This is a genomic window from Ideonella azotifigens (genome assembly GCF_021043325.1).
In the GTDB taxonomy this organism is placed as follows: Bacteria; Pseudomonadota; Gammaproteobacteria; order Burkholderiales; family Burkholderiaceae_C; genus Ideonella; species Ideonella azotifigens.
The window spans coordinates 77,229-96,116 of record NZ_JAJNKD010000022.1 but is presented as its reverse complement, the minus strand read 5'-3'; the positions used below and the strand labels follow the sequence as shown (position 1 = coordinate 96,116).

15 protein-coding genes are annotated in these 18,888 nt (G+C 65.9%); 7 read left to right on the top strand and 8 right to left on the bottom strand.

The window, feature by feature from the left end:
• Positions 1-2 precede the first annotated feature (2 nt).
• From LRH25_RS29375 to LRH25_RS29350, 6 genes are all read right to left on the bottom strand, one after another.
• Positions 3-1,058 (bottom strand): ABC transporter ATP-binding protein, encoded by a 1,056-nt coding sequence (locus LRH25_RS29375; RefSeq protein WP_141286704.1) that lies wholly within the window; start codon positions 1,056-1,058, stop codon positions 3-5.
• Between the two features lie 66 nt (positions 1,059-1,124).
• Positions 1,125-2,012 carry a carbohydrate ABC transporter permease gene (locus tag LRH25_RS29370; protein WP_211361331.1) on the bottom strand — a complete coding sequence of 296 codons (888 nt, stop codon included), beginning with the start codon at positions 2,010-2,012 and terminating at the stop codon, positions 1,125-1,127.
• Positions 2,009-3,073 carry a carbohydrate ABC transporter permease gene (locus LRH25_RS29365; RefSeq protein ID WP_141286702.1) on the bottom strand — a complete coding sequence of 355 codons (1,065 nt, stop codon included), beginning with the start codon at positions 3,071-3,073 and terminating at the stop codon, positions 2,009-2,011. Before LRH25_RS29365 ends, LRH25_RS29370 begins: the two co-directional genes overlap by 4 nt.
• Complete coding sequence (locus tag LRH25_RS29360; RefSeq protein ID WP_141286700.1) at positions 3,063-4,304, bottom strand: sugar ABC transporter substrate-binding protein; 1,242 nt, start codon at positions 4,302-4,304, stop codon at positions 3,063-3,065. The genes LRH25_RS29365 and LRH25_RS29360 overlap by 11 nt, the downstream gene beginning before the upstream one ends.
• Positions 4,301-5,329 (bottom strand): LacI family DNA-binding transcriptional regulator, encoded by a 1,029-nt coding sequence (locus LRH25_RS29355; protein WP_141286698.1) that lies wholly within the window; start codon positions 5,327-5,329, stop codon positions 4,301-4,303. The genes LRH25_RS29360 and LRH25_RS29355 overlap by 4 nt, the downstream gene beginning before the upstream one ends.
• Positions 5,322-5,600 (bottom strand): hypothetical protein, encoded by a 279-nt coding sequence (locus tag LRH25_RS29350; protein ID WP_170200796.1) that lies wholly within the window; start codon positions 5,598-5,600, stop codon positions 5,322-5,324. The genes LRH25_RS29355 and LRH25_RS29350 overlap by 8 nt, the downstream gene beginning before the upstream one ends.
• 91 nt (positions 5,601-5,691) lie before the next feature.
• On the opposite strand from LRH25_RS29350, the gene LRH25_RS29345 reads away from it, so the two are divergent.
• From LRH25_RS29345 to LRH25_RS29330, 4 genes are all read left to right on the top strand, one after another.
• Positions 5,692-7,887: a GH32 C-terminal domain-containing protein gene (locus LRH25_RS29345; protein WP_231013039.1), complete on the top strand. Its 2,196-nt coding sequence runs from the start codon at positions 5,692-5,694 to the stop codon at positions 7,885-7,887.
• 61 nt (positions 7,888-7,948) lie between these two features.
• Positions 7,949-10,627: a TonB-dependent receptor gene (locus LRH25_RS29340; RefSeq protein WP_141285969.1), complete on the top strand. Its 2,679-nt coding sequence runs from the start codon at positions 7,949-7,951 to the stop codon at positions 10,625-10,627.
• 14 nt (positions 10,628-10,641) lie between these two features.
• Positions 10,642-12,054, top strand: a complete 1,413-nt coding sequence (locus LRH25_RS29335) for a hypothetical protein (protein WP_141285967.1) — start codon at positions 10,642-10,644, stop codon at positions 12,052-12,054.
• A gap of 186 nt (positions 12,055-12,240) precedes the next feature.
• Positions 12,241-12,783, top strand: coding sequence for a hypothetical protein (locus tag LRH25_RS29330; RefSeq protein ID WP_231013038.1), 543 nt, complete (start codon positions 12,241-12,243; stop codon positions 12,781-12,783).
• A gap of 260 nt (positions 12,784-13,043) precedes the next feature.
• Here the strand turns inward: LRH25_RS29330 and LRH25_RS29325 are convergent, their stop codons facing one another.
• Positions 13,044-13,859: a transglutaminase-like domain-containing protein gene (locus LRH25_RS29325; protein WP_141285961.1), complete on the bottom strand. Its 816-nt coding sequence runs from the start codon at positions 13,857-13,859 to the stop codon at positions 13,044-13,046.
• Between the two features lie 412 nt (positions 13,860-14,271).
• Here LRH25_RS29325 and LRH25_RS29320 point away from each other — a divergent pair, with 412 nt between their 5' ends.
• Positions 14,272-16,533 (top strand): ATP-binding protein, encoded by a 2,262-nt coding sequence (locus LRH25_RS29320; protein WP_141285959.1) that lies wholly within the window; start codon positions 14,272-14,274, stop codon positions 16,531-16,533.
• 111 nt (positions 16,534-16,644) lie between these two features.
• Here the strand turns inward: LRH25_RS29320 and LRH25_RS29315 are convergent, their stop codons facing one another.
• A complete protein-coding gene (locus tag LRH25_RS29315; protein ID WP_141285957.1) occupies positions 16,645-17,244 on the bottom strand; it encodes a TetR/AcrR family transcriptional regulator in 600 nt (199 codons plus the stop codon).
• Between the two features lie 153 nt (positions 17,245-17,397).
• Between LRH25_RS29315 and LRH25_RS29310 the strand changes: the two genes are divergently transcribed.
• Together LRH25_RS29310 and LRH25_RS29305 are read left to right on the top strand one after the other, a co-directional pair.
• A complete protein-coding gene (locus tag LRH25_RS29310) occupies positions 17,398-18,150 on the top strand; it encodes an SDR family NAD(P)-dependent oxidoreductase (RefSeq protein ID WP_141285955.1) in 753 nt (250 codons plus the stop codon).
• Positions 18,151-18,240: 90 nt separating this feature from the next.
• Entirely contained in the window at positions 18,241-18,873 is a 633-nt protein-coding gene (locus LRH25_RS29305) for a class I SAM-dependent methyltransferase (protein ID WP_141285953.1), read from the top strand.
• The last annotated feature ends 15 nt before the right edge of the window (positions 18,874-18,888 follow it).

Genomic DNA, 18,888 nt, shown 5'->3' with positions numbered 1-18,888 from the left:
GGTCAGGGCGAGGGAAGTCGTTGGCCTTGCGGGCCGAAGAGATGGAGCTTGTCGGCGTTGACGCGCAGCGAGCGCGGCTGGCCGAAGGCGAGGCTGCGGTCAGTGGTCAGCGCGGTGAGCGGCGTGGACGCGCCGGTGACGACCAGGTGAACCAGCGATTCGGCGCCCAGCCGTTCGACCAATTGCACGCTGCCGGCCGCGCCCGCGACGAGCTCGATGTCCTCGGGCCGCGCGCCGATGGTGGCAATGCCAGCGGCGGCCAGCGCCTCGACCGAGCGGCCGGTCAGCAGCGCCAACTGAGGCGCGTGGGCGGCGTCCACCGGGACAAGGTTCATCCGATGCGTGCCCATGAAGCCGGCGACGAAGACATTGGCCGGCGTGTCGAAGAGCTCGTCCGGCGTGCCGAACTGCTCCAGGCCCTGGCGGCTGAGCACGACGATGCGGTCCGCCAAGGTCATCGCCTCCACCTGGTCATGCGTCACGTAGACGGTGGTCACACCCTGGCGGCGGTGCAGCTCGGCGATCTCCGCCCGCATCTGGCCGCGCAGGTTGGCATCGAGGTTGGACAGCGGCTCGTCGAAGAGGTAGGCGGTGGGCTTGCGCACGATCGCGCGGCCGATGGCCACGCGCTGGCGCTGGCCGCCGCTGAGTTGTGTGGGCTTGCGCTGCAGCAGCTCCTCGAGCTGGAGCTGGCGGGCGGCATCGAGGATCAGCGCATGGCGCTCGGCCCGGCGCAGGCCGGCGATCTTCAGGCCGAAGCCGATGTTGTCGTAGACCGTCATGTGGGCGTAGAGCGCGTAGTTCTGGAACACCATCGCCACTCCGCGCTTGACCGGCGGCAGGTCGTTGACGCACAGGTCATCGAACATCAGGCGGCCGCCGCTGACGGCTTCCAGCCCCGCGATCATCCGCAGCAGTGTGGACTTGCCGCAGCCCGAGGGACCGACGAGCACGGTGAACTCGCCACGACGGATGTGAAGGTTCAAGTCGCGGAAGACGTAGCGCTCCATGCGCTCGTCGTAGCGCTTGTCTGCGTGCTGGAAAACGATGTTCGGCATGTCGATTGAACTTCACTGGCTACCGATAGACAAATGTGGCGATGTGCGAGGATGTGCGGGCAGGTTTCAGCCCTTGATGCCTGCGCCGACGACCGAGCGGATGAACTGCTTCTGGAACAGCAGGAAGAAGACCATCACTGGCAGCGTGATCAGGCAGGCATAGGCCATCACCTCGCCCCACTGGGTGCTGCGGCCGAAGAACTGCTGCAGGCCCACCATCACGGGCCGGGCGCTGGCGGTGTGCACCGTCATCACCGGCCACAGGTACTGGTTCCACATGCCCAGGAACAGGATGATCGCGGCCGTCACGATCACCGGCTTGCACACCGGCAGCACCAGGCGCAGGTAGATGGTCAGCGCGCCGGCGCCGTCCATGCGTCCGGCCTCCACCAGCTCGTCGGGCACATCCTTGAAGAACTGGTAGAACAGGAAGACGCAGAAGGAATTGGCCAGGAAGGGAATGATCTGCACGTGCAAGGTGTCCAGCCAGCCAATGGTCAGGCCGCTGGCGTCGAACCAGGGCAACTTGGAGACGATCAGCAGCATCGGGATCGCCAGTACCTCGAAGGGCACGATCAGCAGGCCGATGACAAGCGTGAGCACCAGGCCCTGGCCGCGCCACTTCAGCTTGGCCAGCGCGAAAGCGGCTGCGCTGTTGATGAAGATGCCGGCAGACACGCTGACCAGGGCGATCAGCCCCGAGTTCAGCAGGTAGGCGCCGACGGCACCCTTCTCGAACACCGCTCGGTAGTTGTTCAGCGACCAGCGAGCGTCGGGCAGCAGCGCGGTCGGCTTGCCCAGGTCGGTGAACAGCGCCTCGCCCGGCTTGAAGCTGGCCGCCACCATGAAGAGCAGTGGGTAGGCAAAGACCAGGCCGGCGAGCAGCATCAGCGCGATGTGCAGCAAGGATTTCGCCACCTCGCTCGGGCCGGCGGCGCGTTTGCCGTTCATCATCGGCTGGACCTTTCCAACAGTTTCTTCTGCCCCAGCGACAGCAGCAGTACGAAGACGAAGAAGAACAGCGTCATCGCCGAGCCGTAGGCAATGTCCTGCTCGCGGAAGCCCACGCGCATCGAATGGAAGATCAGCGTGCTGGTCGAATCCATCGGCCCGCCGCCGGTCAGCACGTCCACCTGGGTGAACAGGCCGAAGGCCATGATGGTGGTGGACAGGGCGACGAAGACCAGCGTGCGTTTGAGGCCCGGCAAGGTGATGTAGACGAACTTCTGCCAACGGCTGGCGCCCATCACGTCGGCTGCTTCGTACTGGTCGATGGAGATGCCCTGCAGGCCCGCCAGGAAGATCAGCATCTGGAATCCCGCGCCTTGCCAGGCCGACATGATGGCGATGGACAGCATGGCCAGGTGCGGGTCGCCCAGCCAGTCCGGCTGCGGCGCGTTGTCGCCGAAGATCACGCGCAGCAGCTGGTTGGCCAGGCCGGCCTCGGTGTGCAGGATCAGGCCCCAGACCGCCGCGACGACGACCATCGAGGTCACCACCGGCGAGAAGAAAACGGTGCGCAGCACCACCCGGCCGCGGAAACCGTGGTTGACCCAAAGTGCCATTGCGAAGGCCAGTGCCGTCTGTAGCGGCACGACCATCAGCGCGAACAGGAAGGTGTTGGCGATCGAGCGCAGGAACTGCGGATCGCGCGCACCGACGAGGTAATGGCGGCCGGCCAGTGACACATCGCCGAGGTACTGATAGCCGTCGAGGCCCGCGGGTGCCTCTCGTTTCATCCGCCGCCACTGGCGCTGCGGCAACTCGCGTTCGGTCTCGCTGGCGGCCGGCGGTGCGTCCACCACCTTGAGCGCGAACATGCGCGTGTAGTTGTCCAGCCCGGTCCATTCGATGCGCTCGGTCTGCAGCAGCTTCACATTGGTGAAGCTGAAGCCCACGGCCAGCGCAAAGGGCAGCAGCACGAAGGCTGCGAACAGCAGCAAGGCTGGGCCGGCGAGCACGGCCACCTCGGACCAGTGCGCCTGGGCGAGGCGGGAGTTCGGGTCAGAAGCCATAGTTGCGATTGCGCTTGAGGTCCTGCTGGATCGCCTCGACCGCCCGGTCCAGCGCCTCGGCGGAATCGCCGCCCTCGCGCACCTCCTTCAGGGCCCGCTCGAAGCTGCTGGACAGCATCGGATAGGCCGGTGTCTCGGGCCGCAGCAAGGCATAGGCGCGGGCGTACTCGAACAAGCTGCGGCCAAAGGCGCCGGGGCGGTAGAGCGCGGTCTGGTCGGCTGCCGCCTCGCTGGTGGGCATCAGGCCGGTGGCCTGCGAGAAGGCAGCGATCTCGGGCGCGGAGATCAGGAATTCGATGAACTGCCGTGCGCCTTCAGGATGCGGGCAACTGCTCGACACCGCCCACTGCCAGGAACCTGCGCCGATGCGCGGCTGGGCGCCGAAGGCCGGCGGCGGCAGCGCAACCAGGTCGTCGCCGATGCGAGCGAGGTAGTCCTTGGCGGACCAGGAGCCCGTGTAGTGGAAGGCGGCGCGCCCGCTGGGGAAGGACTGGTCGTCGACCGGCTTGCGCGCCACCAGCCGTTCGGTGAACAGCGAGCCGTAGTAGTCGACGACGCCCAGCGCAGCATCGCCGTTGAGCACGCCGTCCACCCGCGTGAAGTTCTTGCGATCGATCAGGTCGGCGCCGGCGCTCTGCAGCCAGGGCGAAAAGCCGTAGCTGACCCATTCACCGGTCCACTGCGCATTCAGGTCCAGCGGATAGCGGAAGCCTTCGTTCTTCAGCTTGCGCAGGATGTCGCGGAACTCGGTGGCCGTGTAGGGCTGCGCCATCGTCGCCAGGCGAATGCCGTGCGTGGCCAGCACGCTCCTGCGGGCGAACAGGGCCAGCGCCGCGTCGAACTGGCCCACGGCGTAGAGCTTGCCCTTCAACGTCGAGCGCGCGCCGGGGATCAGCGCCTCTACGCCGGCCGGCCGCAGCGCGCCTTCCAGCGTCTGGACATGGCCGGCCCAGGCGAAATTGGGTACCGCCGGTTGGTCGAGGTCGAGCACGCAGGGCAGCTTCTTCGTCATTGCCGCCGCGATGACCGACTGCTGGTAGGAGCCTTGGGGCAGCGTCTCGACGACGACGCGCCATCGCGACTGCTGGCGATTGAAGCGGGCCTCGGCGGCGGCGCTGGCCCGCATGTCGGCATCGCCGGTCTGGTGGCGCCAGACCTGGATCTCGACCGGTTCGGCAAGGGCCGCCCCGGCGGCCAGCGTGGCCGCCAGCAGCAGGATGGCCGGCCTCATTTGGGCTTCCTGCCCGGGGGCGCGGCCACGGAGGCGCGCACCTGAACCTCGCAGCGCTCGCGAATGGCGCCTGAGGCGCTTTCGTCGCAAGCCATCTGCGCGGCGCGGCGGCCCATCTGCAGATAGGGCAGGCGCACGCTGGTCAGCGGCGGGTCGGTGGCATGGACCAGCATCGGATGGTCGTCGAAGCCCAGCACCGAGACCTGGCCCGGCACGGCGATCTGGCGTTTGTGCAGGCATTGGATGATGCGGGCGGCCATCTTGTCGTTGCCGGCCAGCATCGCGGTGGGCCTGTGCTCGCGCAGCACCTGGCCGACCAGCGAATCGATCGCGGCGAACTCATCCTCGATCGATGCGCCTTGCGAGCCCTGCACGAAGACCGGTTCGGGCTGGCCCGCCGCCTTCGCGGCCTTCAGGAAGCCGCGGTGGCGCAGCTGCGTGGCGCGCATGTCCGGAAAGAGCTCGAACACGACGATGCGGCGGTGACCGTGGGTGTAGAGATGGGCCAGGCCGTCGCGCGCGCCCTGCTCGTCGTCCGGCACGACGCTGGGGACCTCGCCGCCCGGCAGGTAGCAGTTGAGCAAGACCAGGCGCGTGCCTTCGGCGCGCCTCAGCTGGGCCGCATCAAGCGCGCGGTGGAAATGGGTGGCGAAAATCAGCGCGTCCACTCGGTGCTCGATCAGTCCATCGATCAGTTCCGGCACGTCGGCGTCCACGCCGCCGCATTCGGCGATCAACAGGCGCTTGCCCAGCGCCTTTGCGGCCAGCTGCAGGCCCTTGATCAGCTCGAATGAGTCGGGGCTTGTGGTGATGCGGTCGGACACGATGCCGATCAGGTTGGGCTTCACGCCCTTCAGCGCGCGGGCCGCGACGGAAGGGCGGAACTGCAGCTCGCGCATCGCCGCGACGATCTTGGCGGAGGTCTTCTGAGAGATGCAGTTCGGGTCGTTCAGGTAGCGCGATACGGTACGCACCGAAACGCCGGCCTGGTCGGCGACCTGGTAGATGGTCGAAGCGTCATTCATCGGGGCCAGCTCGTCTTTCGTCTCTGTTCAGCGGCATTTTGTCTATCGATGGTAGTTTCCAGGGAACGCGATGCACTGCGTGTTTACCCGAGGCGTTGAATGCCGGCCCGGAACCTCGGGGAAACACCAGGAACGGCTTCTCTTTCCCGCAAATACCATCGATAGACATTTTGGCGCCGAAGCCCTCTCTCAGGTGTTCGGCGCCTGTCTTTCCAATAAAATGGCTATCGATAGACATTATGCCGGACTTTTTCTTTTGCACATCGGTCAAGGCCTCCGGCGACCGCAGGCCGGGCGCGGCGCATGGGGCCGGCAGCCGTGCCCCGCGCGATCCAGATGTCTATCGATGGATGCGGCTGGGCATGGCCTTCATCTGCCTCGGTGCGCGGCTTGCATCGGCGCAGCCGATGCCGGCGCCACTGCTCGCGCTGAACTTCGACCGGCTGGCACAGGGCGAGCTGCCCGTGGGCGCGACGATCCACACGCAGTTCCGCGCGCCGGACGTGGTGCCGGGCGTGATCGGCAGTGCCTGGCGCACCGATGGCTTTTCCAGCTACACCCAGGCCGCGCTGCCTCTGGACGCCCACGCCGGCTTCACGCTGTCGCTTTGGCTGGCGCTGGAGAGCTTCCCTTCCGATCGGGAAGTGCCGGTCGACGAGCTGTCTCCCTCCTCGATCGCCCAGCAGTCGCAGGACGGCAAAGGCTTCGACCTGCATGTCGACGCTTTTGGCCGCTGGGGCTTCCGCATCGCCACCTCGGCGGGCATGCTGGAGCTGCTGGCGCCACAGCGCTTCCCGCTGCGCCGCTGGGTGCAGGTGATCGTCAGCGTGGATCCGCAAGCCGGTCTCGTTCGCCTCTACCAGGACGGCGCGCTGCTCGGCACCGCCAGCGGCCAACCCGGCATGCGCCTGCTTCTGTCGGCCGTGCCGCTGACGCTTGCGGCACCGGCCATCGAGGCGCGCATCCTGGATTTCATCGTCAACCGCCTGAATGCCGCCTATGACGAGTTGGCTGTCTATCCCTCGGCACTGAGCGTCGAGCAGATCAGGCGCCTGCCGGTTCCGGCCGTCGCGCCCGATGCCGAAGCCTCGCTTGTAGTGCCGGCCACACGCTTCGCTGGCGACACGCAGCGCCCGCGCGTGCATCCGATGCCGCCGGCCAACTGGACCAACGAGCCGCACGGCCTGATCCGCGTCGGGAACGCCTGGCACCTGTTCTACCAGCGCACACCCAACGGTCCCTACAAGACCTTGATGCACTGGGGCCACATGACAAGTACCGACCTGGTGAGCTGGAAACACCTGCCCGACGCGCTGTGGCCCGAGCTGCAAACGGAAGACAGCGGCTTTGACATGAAGGGCATCTGGTCCGGGCACGTGATCGAGGACGGAGGCAAAGCCTTTGCCTTCTACACCAGCGTCAACCATGGCGACCGGCTGTCGGCCGCCAACCCCGGCGTGGCGATGGCCGTCAGCGAGGATCCGCAACTGCGCCACTGGCGCAAGCTCGGCCCAGTCCTGAACAGCCAGGGCCTGCGCGACTTTCGCGATCCTTTCCTGTGGAAGGAGGGCAGCACCTGGCACATGCTCGTCGGTGCTGCGCTGGAGAGCGGCGGCGGACTGCAGCACTATGTGCTGGACCGTTCGCAGGCGCGCCCTCAATGGAAGCCCCTTCGCTTCACCGACGTCGCGTGGCGCCAACTCGACAACGGCTCCGAGATCTGGGAGATGCCGGTCTTCGTGCCGCTGGGCGACGGCGTGTGGCTGCTGCTGGCCAATCCAATCGGCGGCAAGGTGAGCAAGTACGGGGAGCCCGCCACCCGCGCCGTCTACTGGACCGGCACATGGTCCGGCGACCTGTTCACGCCTTTCGACCGCAGCCCTAAGCCCCTGGACCTGCTGCCCGGTCACCTGGCACCGACGGTGGGCCGCGCCGCGGATGGCAGCCTGCGCGCGATCGGCATCGTGGACGAGCGGCGCACGCCGGCGGCGCAGTTGCGTGCCGGCTGGGCCCATGTCTTCAGCTTGCCGCGGGTGTGGACGCTGGGACCCGATCGGCGCACGCTGGGCCAGGCGCCAGCGCCGGAGCTGCGCGCCTTGCGTGACGACCCGCTGCGCACCGACAGCGCGCTGGCGCTGGACGAGCACCCGCAGCGACTGGCCAGCGGGATGCAGGCCTACGAGCTGCAACTCGACCTGAGCGGCACCGCCCCGGTCACCATGGACCTGATGGCCTCGCCGGACGGGGGCGAATTCACCCGCCTGCGCTTCGACCCCGAGCAGGGCAGCGTGTCCGTCGACAAGACGCACGCCAGCCTGTCCGCCGAGAACGAAGGCCCGCTGCGCTTGCAAGGCCACTACGACCGCGCCGCGTTCGGGGTCATGCGCCGCCTGCGCGTGTTCGTGGATGGCTCGGTCGTCGATGTGTTCGTCAATGACGCCGCAGCCTATTCCCTGCGCAGCTACCCGACCCTGCCCGCCAGCACAGGCCTGCGCCTGTCCTCAGACAGACCCATGACCGCGCAGGTTCAGCTCTGGCCGCTGCGGCCGCCACCCTGATCGCCCCACCACCACCGACCTCGAGAAATACCCCGGCAAGGGGATCCACAGGAGACGAACGATGAAATACCCACGAGCCGCCATCGCCTGGCGTCTGTTGCCCGTGGCCTTGGCAGCGCAGGCCGCCTTCGCCCAGCAGGCCCCGGCCCCCGAAGCCACCGAGAGCGCCGAAAAGCCGCAGGAGGTGGTCATCACCGGCACTGCCAGCAGCGGGCGCCAGACGCTGAAAAAGGACTCGACCAACACGATCAACACGCTGTCGGCCGAGGAGATCCGGCGCCTGGCGCCGATCAGCACCGCCGACCTGCTGCAGAACGTGCCGGGCATCTTCGCCGAGGGCAGCACCGCCGGTGAAGCCAGCAACAACATCACCGTGCGCGGCCTGCCGGTCACTGGTGGCTACCGTTACGCACCGCAGCTGATCGACGGCCTGCCCTGGTTCGAAGAGCCAGAGGTGCCCTTCATGAACAACGACGTCGCCGTGCGCGACGACCTGATGACCAAGCGTGTGGAAGTGGTCAAGGGAGGGACTGGCGGCATCCTGTACTCCAACGGCCTGGGCGCCACTGTCAACCACATCACCCGCACTGGCAGCCAGCAGTTCGAGGGCGGCTACAAGCTGGAAGTGGCCGACTACAACTTCGTCCGCAATGACCTCTTCGTCTCCGGCCCGATCAGCAAGAACCTGACCTTCGCCGTGGGCGGCTTCTACCGCACCTCCGACGGCCTGCGCAACACCGGCTACACCGCTGACAAAGGCGGTCAGGTGAGGGGCAATCTCGTTTATCAGACCGATGACGGTCGAAGCGAAGTGCAGCTTCACGCGCTGAAGATCAACGACCGCACCGCCTTCTACCAGAACGTGCCCTTCCAGGTGCCGGCCATCAGCGCGCCGGGTACGCCGGCCGATCCTGTCAAGATCCGCATGGACCAGGTCTGGCCGCTGGGCATCGATTTCGCGCATGGCACGGTGGCGTCCTCGTCGAACCGCCGCTTCAGGATGCTCGGCGAGTATGGTGAGCGCCAGATCGACACCGCCGACGGCATCCACCCCGACTTCAACATCACCACGCTGAAGGGCATCCACGAGTTCGAGTCGGGCTGGACGCTGGACGCCGGCCTGCGGCACTCGAACGGCAGCAGCGGCTTCAACGGCATGTTCACCGGCAACGACACGACCACGGCCGCCCGCTTCAACAATGCCCGCTTCAACAACGACGTGCTGCGTTTCGGCAGCTTCTACCCGACCGCCGTCGGCGTGGCAGCTTATGGCGTGGACGGCGGCGCACGCATCGCCGACAGCGCCTATCTGAACTACCTGATTCCCTTCATCGCGAGGACCGAGGCCCGCAGCACCTCGTTCGACTTGAAGCTGGGCAAGTCGGTGCAGTGGCTGGGCGAGCATCAGCTGACCCTCGGTGCATATGCCACCAACTATGCGAACAGGCAGAACTTTCAGCAGTCGCTGCTGGTCTCGACGATGGAGGCGCATCCGCAGTTGGTAGACCTGCGCGCCATCGATGCCGCGGGCAATCCTGTCGGCCCCTCGGTCACTTCCAATGGCGTGATGCGCCTGGGCTTCAATGGCTATTTGGCAGATGCCAAGGTCAAGGGCGAAGCGCTGTATTTCCTTGATCATTGGGAAACGGGTGACGGCCGGCTGAAGATCGACGCAGGCGTGCGCCACCAGACGCAGCGCGCCAACGTGATCTACAACGTGCGCGACCAGACACGCGACCTGACACCGGCCGGCGTCCTGCCCGGCAGCACCGCCGACACACTGGCCGACAACGAGATCCTGCTGCCAGGTGCCGACCAGAGGCTTGACTCCAAGCTCAGCGCCACCGGCTGGTCGCTGGGCAGCAACTACTCGGTGCAGCCCAACCTGGCCGTCTACGGCCTGGTCTCGCGCTCCTTTCGGCTGCCGAGCCTGGAGCAGCTGAACCAGCTGCAGTTCGACCCAAGCCAGCCCGGCAGCAAGGTCGAGCGCATCATGCAGTACGAAGGCGGCCTCCGTTACTACGCCAAGACCTGGGACACCCAGCTGGCGCTGTTCTACAACAAGTTCAGCCCACGCGACCAGTACGTGGACTTCCGCGATTTCACGTCGCCAAGCTGCACGCCGGCCGGGGTGACAGTGGACATCAACAGCTGCCCGCTGGTGCGCGAGTTCTACCGCCGCGGCATCGAGAACGTCGGCCTGGAGCTGGAAGCTGCGTGGCGGCCGTCAGAGGTCAAGGGTTTGGAGCTGCGCTTCAACGGCCTCGTGCAGGACCCGAAGGTCGTGGACGCGAACTACCGGACCGTCAAGGAGCTGCGCGTCAACGACGTGGTCACCGGCTACACCTTCGAGCAGATCGGCGAGGACGGCCGCCGCCCGCGCCGCCTTGCCGCGGTCATGGCGAACTTGCAGGCGAGCTGGGACTTGAAGCCTTACACCGGCCTGCCGCTGAAGCCCTATGCCAAGTACACCTACTTCGGGAGCCGCTACTCGGAATCGCAGGACGTCAACGTCACGCTCTACCCTGCGTACTACCACCTCGATGGCGGCTTCATCTGGGACTTCAGCCAGAAGAGTTCGATCCAGTTCCACGTCTCGAACATCACCAACCGCCTCTCGTTCACCGAGGGCGATCCGGTCTTCGTGGACCTGAAGGGCCCCAACGGAGCGACCAACCGCGGCGTGAGCCGACCGCTGTTCGGTCGCACGCTGCGCGCCATGTACACCTACTTCTTCTGAGTGGGAGAACCATGATGAAAAAACTGCTTTGCATGCTGAGCCTGCCCGCACTTGTCCTGCTCAGCGCCTGCGGTGGTGGCAACGGCGGCAGCGCCGAGTCACTGCCTCAGCCGCACTCGCCGGTCATCTCCGATCCGGGTGCGTTGAGCGTGCCCGAATTCACCACGGCCGTGGCGAAGTTGACGGTCAGCAGCCCGGACAACAACGCCTTCGAACTCACGCTCTCCGGCGCCGATGCGGCATTGTTCGCGATCAACGGCGATGGCTCCATCCGCTTCGCGATTCCGCCCGACTTTCAGAATCCCGCCGATGCGGACAGGGACAACACTTACCAGGTCACCGTCGTCGCTGACGACAGCTACTCAACGCCGTCGAAGCTGAACCTGTCCATCAAGGTGACCGCCTGCCCGACATGCCACGTGGCCAACACCTCGGCACATGTCACCACCGACGACACCACTTTCGTCACCGAGAACGTCATCTCCAGCTTCGAGTACCCGGCACAGATGCAGCAGGACACGGCCAAGTACACGCTGACGGGTGCCTTCGCCACGACGACGAACTGGAACAATCTCGAGTATTCGAACCCGGGCATGGCGCCGATCGCTGCGCGCATCGGCGATGCCTCGGTCAGCACCTGCGAGATCGGCGGCGCGGGATGCGATGCGCCGACTGGCAGCATCACGATCAACAACGTGCTCATCAAGAAGGATTCGATCACCTTCCTGATGTCGGGTGGCAACGGCGGGCCCGACGTCGGCGCGCAGGTGCTTTACACGCCGCCCGGTGCCAGCGCCCCGGTCGTTCTGGGAACCTACAACCCGAACAGTTGCGGGGATCCTGTGCTCAAGGGCGACCAGCACTACGTCAACTTCGACACCAGCGGCCTGATCGGCGAGACGGTGCAGTTGGTGATCTTCGACAACGCGTCCAGCGGCTGCGGCTTCGTCGCCTTCGACCACTTCTACCAGACCGACGAGCCGCGCGGTGTCAATGCCGGCGTGCTGAGCAAGCCGCTCACGCCGGTCAAGGTCAGCGTCGAAGATCCGGTGGCGTTCCAGAAGATGGTGCCCTTCGCCAGCTTCGAGAACCCGGTGGACATGGTGGCCAAGCGCGGGTGGGCCGGCACCGGGGTGTTTGCCAACCCGACAGCGACGAGTTGGCAGGGCACGACCGGCACGGACGCCAACGCCGCGCGCGTCGGCGACACGGCCATCAGCACCTGCGAGATCGGCGGCCCGGGCTCGCCCTGCGACTCGCCGACCGGCACGCTGACCTCGCCGGCCTTCAAGGTGACGGACCCGTACCTGAACTTCCTGATGCATGGCGGCGGTGCGGGCAAGAACGTCGGCCTGCGCGTCATGGACACACTGGGCAATGTGCTGCTGAGCTACAGCCCGAACAGCTGCGGACCGTCCTTCATCTAGAACGACGATGACTGGACCCACATCGACATCTCGGCCCTGAATGGCGCCTTCATCAAGGCCCAGCTCTTCGACGAGGAGGCAGGCGGCTGTGGCTTCGTCAGCACCGACCATTGGTACCAGTCGCCCACCGCATGGAATCCCTCGGGCCAAGGCAAGGACGGCGGCACGGTCGTGCTCAGTGCAGCGATGACGGCCAGGCTGGGCTTCAATGTCACGGTGACGGCCGACGCCTTCGCGCAGCCGATCGGCGACTTCGACGATGCCATGGCCACCGCGCAGGTCTGGACCGCCACCGGTGATTTCGTCAACCCGGCCAACGCCGATGTCTGGAAGGGGACATCCGGCGGCGCACGGGTCGGCGTGGGAGCCGTCAGCACCTGCGAAATGAACGGCAACAACAAGGGCTGCGATGCCTCCACCGGCACGCTGACGTCTCCGCTGTTCACCGTAGATGCCGCGCGCCCCTTCCTGAATTTCCTGATGTCTGGCGGCAATCCCGACGGCACCGTTGGCCTGAAGGTGCTGGACGCTGCCGGCGAGGTTCTCGCGACCTACACACCGAATTCCTGTAACCAGTCCTCGATCAGGGACGATGGGAACTGGGTGACGCTGGACCTGTCGGTCCAGGCCGGCAAGCAGGCGCAGGTGCAGATATTCGACAACGAATCCGGCGGTTGTGGCTTCCTCAGTTTCGACCATGTCTACATGGGAGCCGTGCGCAAGCAGTAGGCCCTAACAGTGGGCAAGCAAAGCTGATGCAGGGCAGGTAGGCACCCCCGCAAGGGCCGTGATCTCGCTGCCACTGGCGAACATCTGCCTGCACTGCGTCTTCGACCTGTGGGCGCACCGCGGGCGGGGCGGCCATGCCAAAGGGGAGGTGATCATCGTCCGGCATGCCGGCGACAGCGTGGGCGATCTCCGTCCCTACCGTGACCAGAAGATGGAGCGCCGAAGGGGCTTCTGGCCGCGCGGCGCAGTCGCCGGTTGGCTCAAGTCAGCTCCTCGGTGACCACCGAGAAGTGCGTCAACTGGTGTTGTCCAAAGGTCATGGTGATCGGGACGTCGCCCGCATCGCGCCCGCGGCCGATGACGATGCGGCCGATCCGGGGCGTGTTGTGGCGGGCGTCGAAGGTGTGCCAGCGGTCGCCCAGGTACACCTCGAACCAGGCACTGAAGTCCATTGGGGAGCGCACCGGCGGGATGCCAATGTCCCCCAGGTAGCCGGTCGTGTAGCGCGCAGGGATGTTCATGGCGCGGCACAGCGTCACTGCCAGGTGGGCGAAGTCGCGGCACACGCCGGTGCGCTCATTGAACCCTTCCAGGGCGCTGCGATTGGCACGGGCCCGGCCATAGTCGAATTGAAGGTGGCCGTGCACGAAGTCCACGATGGCCTGCACGCGTGCCCAGCCCAGTGGCGTGCTGCCAAAGCGCGACCAGGCGAAGTCCATCAAGGCGCTGTCGACCTCGCAGTAGCGGCTGGGCAACAGGTATTGCAAGGTCTCGTGGGGCAGGTCCTGCGGCGCATGCTGGATGGCGTCCAGACACACCGGGTCGGGCCGGCCAGGGTCCAGCACGACAGCCGTGTTCCGCAATCGGACGCTGTTCACGTTCGGTGGCACGTTGATGCGGCCGCAGTGATTGCCGAAAGCGTCGGTGTAGTTCTCGATGGCCAGGCCCGGTTCGACGACGATGGCGTCGCCGCTGAGCACGTCATGCTTGCGATCGGGATGCACATTGAGCATCAAGAGGATGGCGTTGGGCGAATTGACGGCCAGCGTGATGTCGAACCCGATTTGAATTTTCAAGACAGCTTCCTGCTTCCATGGGCCGGCGCGAATCGAGCGCACCGGCGTTGTGATGATGCGGCACCGTCTTTGGCGCCTCAAGGACGAATGTAGGAAGGGTCCGCCCCGGCCGCCATCGGGCAGGCGGCCTTGCGGCTGTGGGAGTCAACCTACGTCCGAGCCGTGGCGCCGCTGCTGCGCATCCGCCAGGACGGCGCCAGCGGGCAGATTCCTTCAACCTATTCCAAGGCAGCACCATGCGTGCACAGACCCACCCGCAAGCAGATCAGACGGCGAGGACAGAAGGCGAGGAGGGCAGGCTGAATGCAGTGCGCGGGATGTCCAGCGGGCCGGAGCGCTTTGCAGGGCATTACCATCACCTTCCAAGACCCTCGGCGCTGCAGGCTGCGGCGCTGCTTTCCGGACCTCGCCCATGTCGACCTCTGGCCCTACCGCTGCGCTGTCCTCGAGCTTCGACCCCACGCTGCTGCGCAGCCCTGAGGACCTGGTGGCCACGCTCAGGCGATACCAGGATGTGCTCAACAGCGCGCTTGACACCGCCATCATCACGCTCGATGAACACGGCCTGGTCACCGGCTGGAACCTGGGTGCCGAGCGGTTGCTGGGGTGGACCGAGGGCGAAATGCTCGGCCGCTCGCTCGGTGTCATCTTTCCCGAAGAAGCGGGAGGTCCGGCGGCCCTGCTGGCCGAGATTGGCCAGGCCAAGCTGCAGGGGACCGGCGGCTCGGAGGGCTGGCGTTTGCGCAAGGGGGGCGGGCGCTTCTGGGCCATCGGCGAAACGCGGCGCATGGCCAGCGGCGAAGGCAGCTCGGGGTTCGTGAAGATCCTGCGCGACCGCACCGATGCGCAGCAGCTTGCCTTGGCTCTGCAGGAGCGCACGCGTGCGTTGGAGATCCTGAACCAGACCGGCAGCACGCTGGCCCGTGAAACCGAGCTGGACAAGGTCGTGCAGGCAGTCACCGATGCCGGCGTGGCGCTCACCGGCGCGGAGTTCGGTGCCTTCTTCTACAACCTGGTCAACGCGGCCGGCGAGAGCTACATGCTTTACAGCCTCTCCGGCGTGCCCAGGGAGAAGTTCGCGCAGTTCCCGATGCCACGCAACACGGCGGTGTTTGCACCGACCTTCAGTGGCGAGGACATCGTGCGTTCCGACGACATCACGCGCGACGCCCGCTACGGCCGCAACGCGCCGAACGCCGGCATGCCGGCCGGGCACCTGCCTGTGCGCAGCTACCTGGCAGTGCCGGTCATCTCCCGCTCGGGCGAGGTCATCGGCGGGCTGTTCTTCGGCCACTCGCGCGTGGGCGTGTTCACGGAAGATTCCGAGCGCAACCTCGAGGGCCTGGCGGGCGAGGCTGCGGTGGCCATCGACAACATGCGCCTGTTCGAAAAGGCGCAGCTGGAAATCGCCGAGCGCAGCCGTGTCGAGGCGGCGCTGCGCGAACTCAACCTCGGCCTGGAGGCGCAGGTGCAGCGCCGCACGGCCGAACTGCTGCAGCACGCCGAGGCTTTGCGGCAAGCGCAGAAGATGGAGGCCGTGGGCCAGCTCACCGGTGGCATCGCGCACGACTTCAACAACCTGCTGCAGGTGATCGTCGGCAACCTGGACTTGCTCTCGCGTGGCCTGCCAGAGGAAATGGCACGCCTGCGCCGGGCTGCGGCGCAGGCCATGTCCGGTGCCAAACGCGCCAGCTCGTTGACCCAGCGGCTGCTCGCATTTGCCCGCCGGCAGCCGCTGGACCCGAAGCCCCTCATTGCCAACGTGGTGGTGCAGGGCATGTCTGAGCTGCTGCGCCACGCGCTGGGCGAAACGGTCGAGCTGGAAGTGGTCGGCGCCGGCGGCCTGTGGACCACCGAGGTCGATCCGAACGAGCTCGAGAGCACGCTGCTGAACCTGGCGGTCAACGCCCGCGACGCGATGCCCTCCGGCGGCAAGCTGACCATCGAAACCGCCAACGGCCACCTGGACGAGGCCTATGCGGCGCGGCATGCGGAAGTGACCCCGGGCCAGTACGTGGTGATCAGCGTGACCGACACCGGTGCGGGCATGGACGCGCAGACCATGTCACGCGTCTTCGAACCTTTCTTCACCACCAAGCCCGAGGGCAAGGGTACCGGGCTGGGGCTGAGCCAGGTCTATGGCTTCGTCAAGCAGTCGCATGGCCATGTGCAGCTGTACTCGGAGCTCGGCATCGGCACGACGGTCAAGCTGTACCTGCCGCGCTACCACCAGCTGGCCCAGCCGACCGAGCATGACGAAGCCTTGCCGGTGCCGGGCGCCGAAGGCGAGCGCATCCTGGTGCTGGAAGACGATGCCGACGTTCGGGCCTTCTCGGTTTCCGCGCTGCAGGAACTGGGCTACCGGGTCATCGAAGCAGCCCACGGTGCCGCGGCACTGGCGGTGCTGGAGAAGCAGGGCGTGGACCTGCTGTTCACCGACGTGGTCTTGCCCGGCGGCCTGACCGGTGCAGATGTCGCCGCGCGGGCCAAGGTGCTGCAGCCCGGCATCAAGGTGCTGTTCACGACCGGCTACTCCCGCAACGCCATCGTGCACCACGGCCGCCTGGACGCTGGCGTGAACCTGCTCACCAAGCCGTTTTCGCTGGACGACCTGGCGGTGAAGGTGCGAGAGGTGCTGGACAAGGCGGTGCGAGACGGAACACCTGGCGGCTGACGGCGCGGACATTGCGCGGACCTCGGCAGGTGCTTTGCAATGCTGCCCGGCGGGCAGCATTGCGATGGTGTCGCGCACGCGCGGCGTCCTTGGGGCCGGTATCGCGAAGCCTCATCGCTCTGGCTTGGCACTTCGCTTCGCGACACCGTGACTCGGCAGATTCGGCAGATTCGGCAGGATGGCGCTGGCGACGATGTGGGACAGATGATCGGCCCGTGGCGCGAACGCCGGCAGGTCGACAAGCCAACCGAGCGCCGACATCAGGCCGAACAAGTCGTCCCCATTCATGTCGGTGCGCGCCTGGCCGCCGGCCTGTGCGCGAAGCAGCAGGCGCGCGCTGGCTGAGTGCACCGCTGCACACGCGGCATAGAGAGCGGACTCCGGGTTCGCGTGGGCGGTTGCCATCATGGCGACAACGCCTCGATAGCTCTGCGCGAACGCCATCCATTCTCGGAACCATGAAACGAGCGCCTCACCGGGTGCATCCGACTTCTCGAGTCCGCCTGCCGTCTGTACCAACGCGTCCAGGTGTGTGCACAGCAGCGCTTCGAACAAGGCTTCGCGCGTCGGGAAATGACGAAGCAGCGTGGCCAATCCGACCTCGGCCCGGCGCGCTATGTCGCGCATGGACGCGTTGACACCCTGCTCGGCGACGACCTCTCGTGCGACCACAAGGAGATGGGTTCGATTCTTCTGGGCGTCGGCTCGCATAGGCTTCTTGACAAGTGGATCACTGATCCGTATATTTGGATCACTGGTTCGGATACGTGAATTTGGATCTGGATCGGTGATCCAAATGGTACAGCGCCTTTGTACCCATCGGAACAGGGCGCTGCGTCACACCACAAACGAAAGGAAAAGATCGTGAAGAAACTAGAAGGCAAGGTTGCAGTCATCACGGGCGGCAGCAGCGGGATTGGCTTGGCCACCGCCAAGCGCTTCGTGGAAGAAGGTGCACACGTTGTGATCACTGGGCGACGAGAGAAAGAGCTGGTGGAAGCCGCTGCCTCCATCAAGAGAAACGTCACGACGGTCGTGGGCGACGTGTCGCGCCTGGAAGATCTGGACCGGCTCTATGCCGTCGTGAAAGAAAAGCACGGTCACATCGACGTCCTCTTCGCGAACGCGGGCGCGGGGACAATCGCGCCGCTCGCGGTCGCGACTGAATCGCATTTTGACCAGACCTTTGACGTGAACGTGAAGGGGCTGTTCTTTACGGTGCAGAAGGCCCTTCCCCTCTTCAAAGACGACGGTTCGATCATCCTGAACTCGTCGGTCTCGAACGTGCTCGGGCTTCCAGGATTTACTGCTTACGCTGCGAGCAAGGCGGCTGTGCGCAACTTCTCGCGCGGTTGGACTTTGGAATTGAAGGACCGCCGCATCCGCGTGAATTGTGTGAGTCCCGGCGCAATCGATACCCCGGCCTTGGCGACGACGACTGGCCTTACCGCTGAGCAGGCCGAGCAGGCGGTCGCACAGTTCACCACGCAGATCCCGATGGGCCGCAGAGGCTTCCCCGAGGAAATCGCGGCTGCAGTTGCGTTCCTCGCCTCTGATGAGAGTTCTTACATTACCGGCGTGGATCTCGCCGTCGATGGAGGCATGGCGCAGGTCTAGTACGAGGGTGCGGGTCAACGGTGGACCCGCCGTGGACCGCCCCCTCGCACGCCACGCGCTCGTCAAATGCCAACCGCAAAGGAGATTCCGATGTACGACCCATCCAAGCTGTCCGAGTTGATCCGGTTCGCACGAGTTGATGCGGGATCCACCGTCATCGACGTTTACCCAGGCGACGGCGCCTGGACCCGTCTCTTCTCCGACATCGTCGGAGCCGAAGGACGGGTCTTCAGCTTCGTGCCGGCCGAAGTCGCCCATTTCAAGAACGATCCAGTCGGCCGCATGCGAACGCTTGCGATGGAGCCGGGCCGAGAGAACACCGAAGCGGTCTCGGCGGACCTCGTGGCGATGCCGGAGGTCACGCAGCAGGCGGATGTTCTTTGGATGCACCTGTTCTATCACGATCTCCACACCGCGCTGATGCAGGCCAAGGGCGCGACGGCGGCCCACTTCAATCGAGCTGTCCACGAGCGGCTGAAGCCCGGCGGGTACTACGTCATCGTGGACCACGCCGCCACCGCCGGGCTGGGCACGGGCGATGCGCAGTCACTGCATCGGATTGAGCCTGCATTCGTTCGCGAGGAGGTGGAGGCGGCCGGCTTTGTACTGGACGCGGAAAGCGCCCTGCTCGCAAGAAGTGACGATCCGCACTCGATCAAGGTGTTCGATCCTTCGATCAAGGGCGAGACGGATCGTTTCGCCTATCGGTTCGTGAAGCGCTGACGACCCAACCGATGG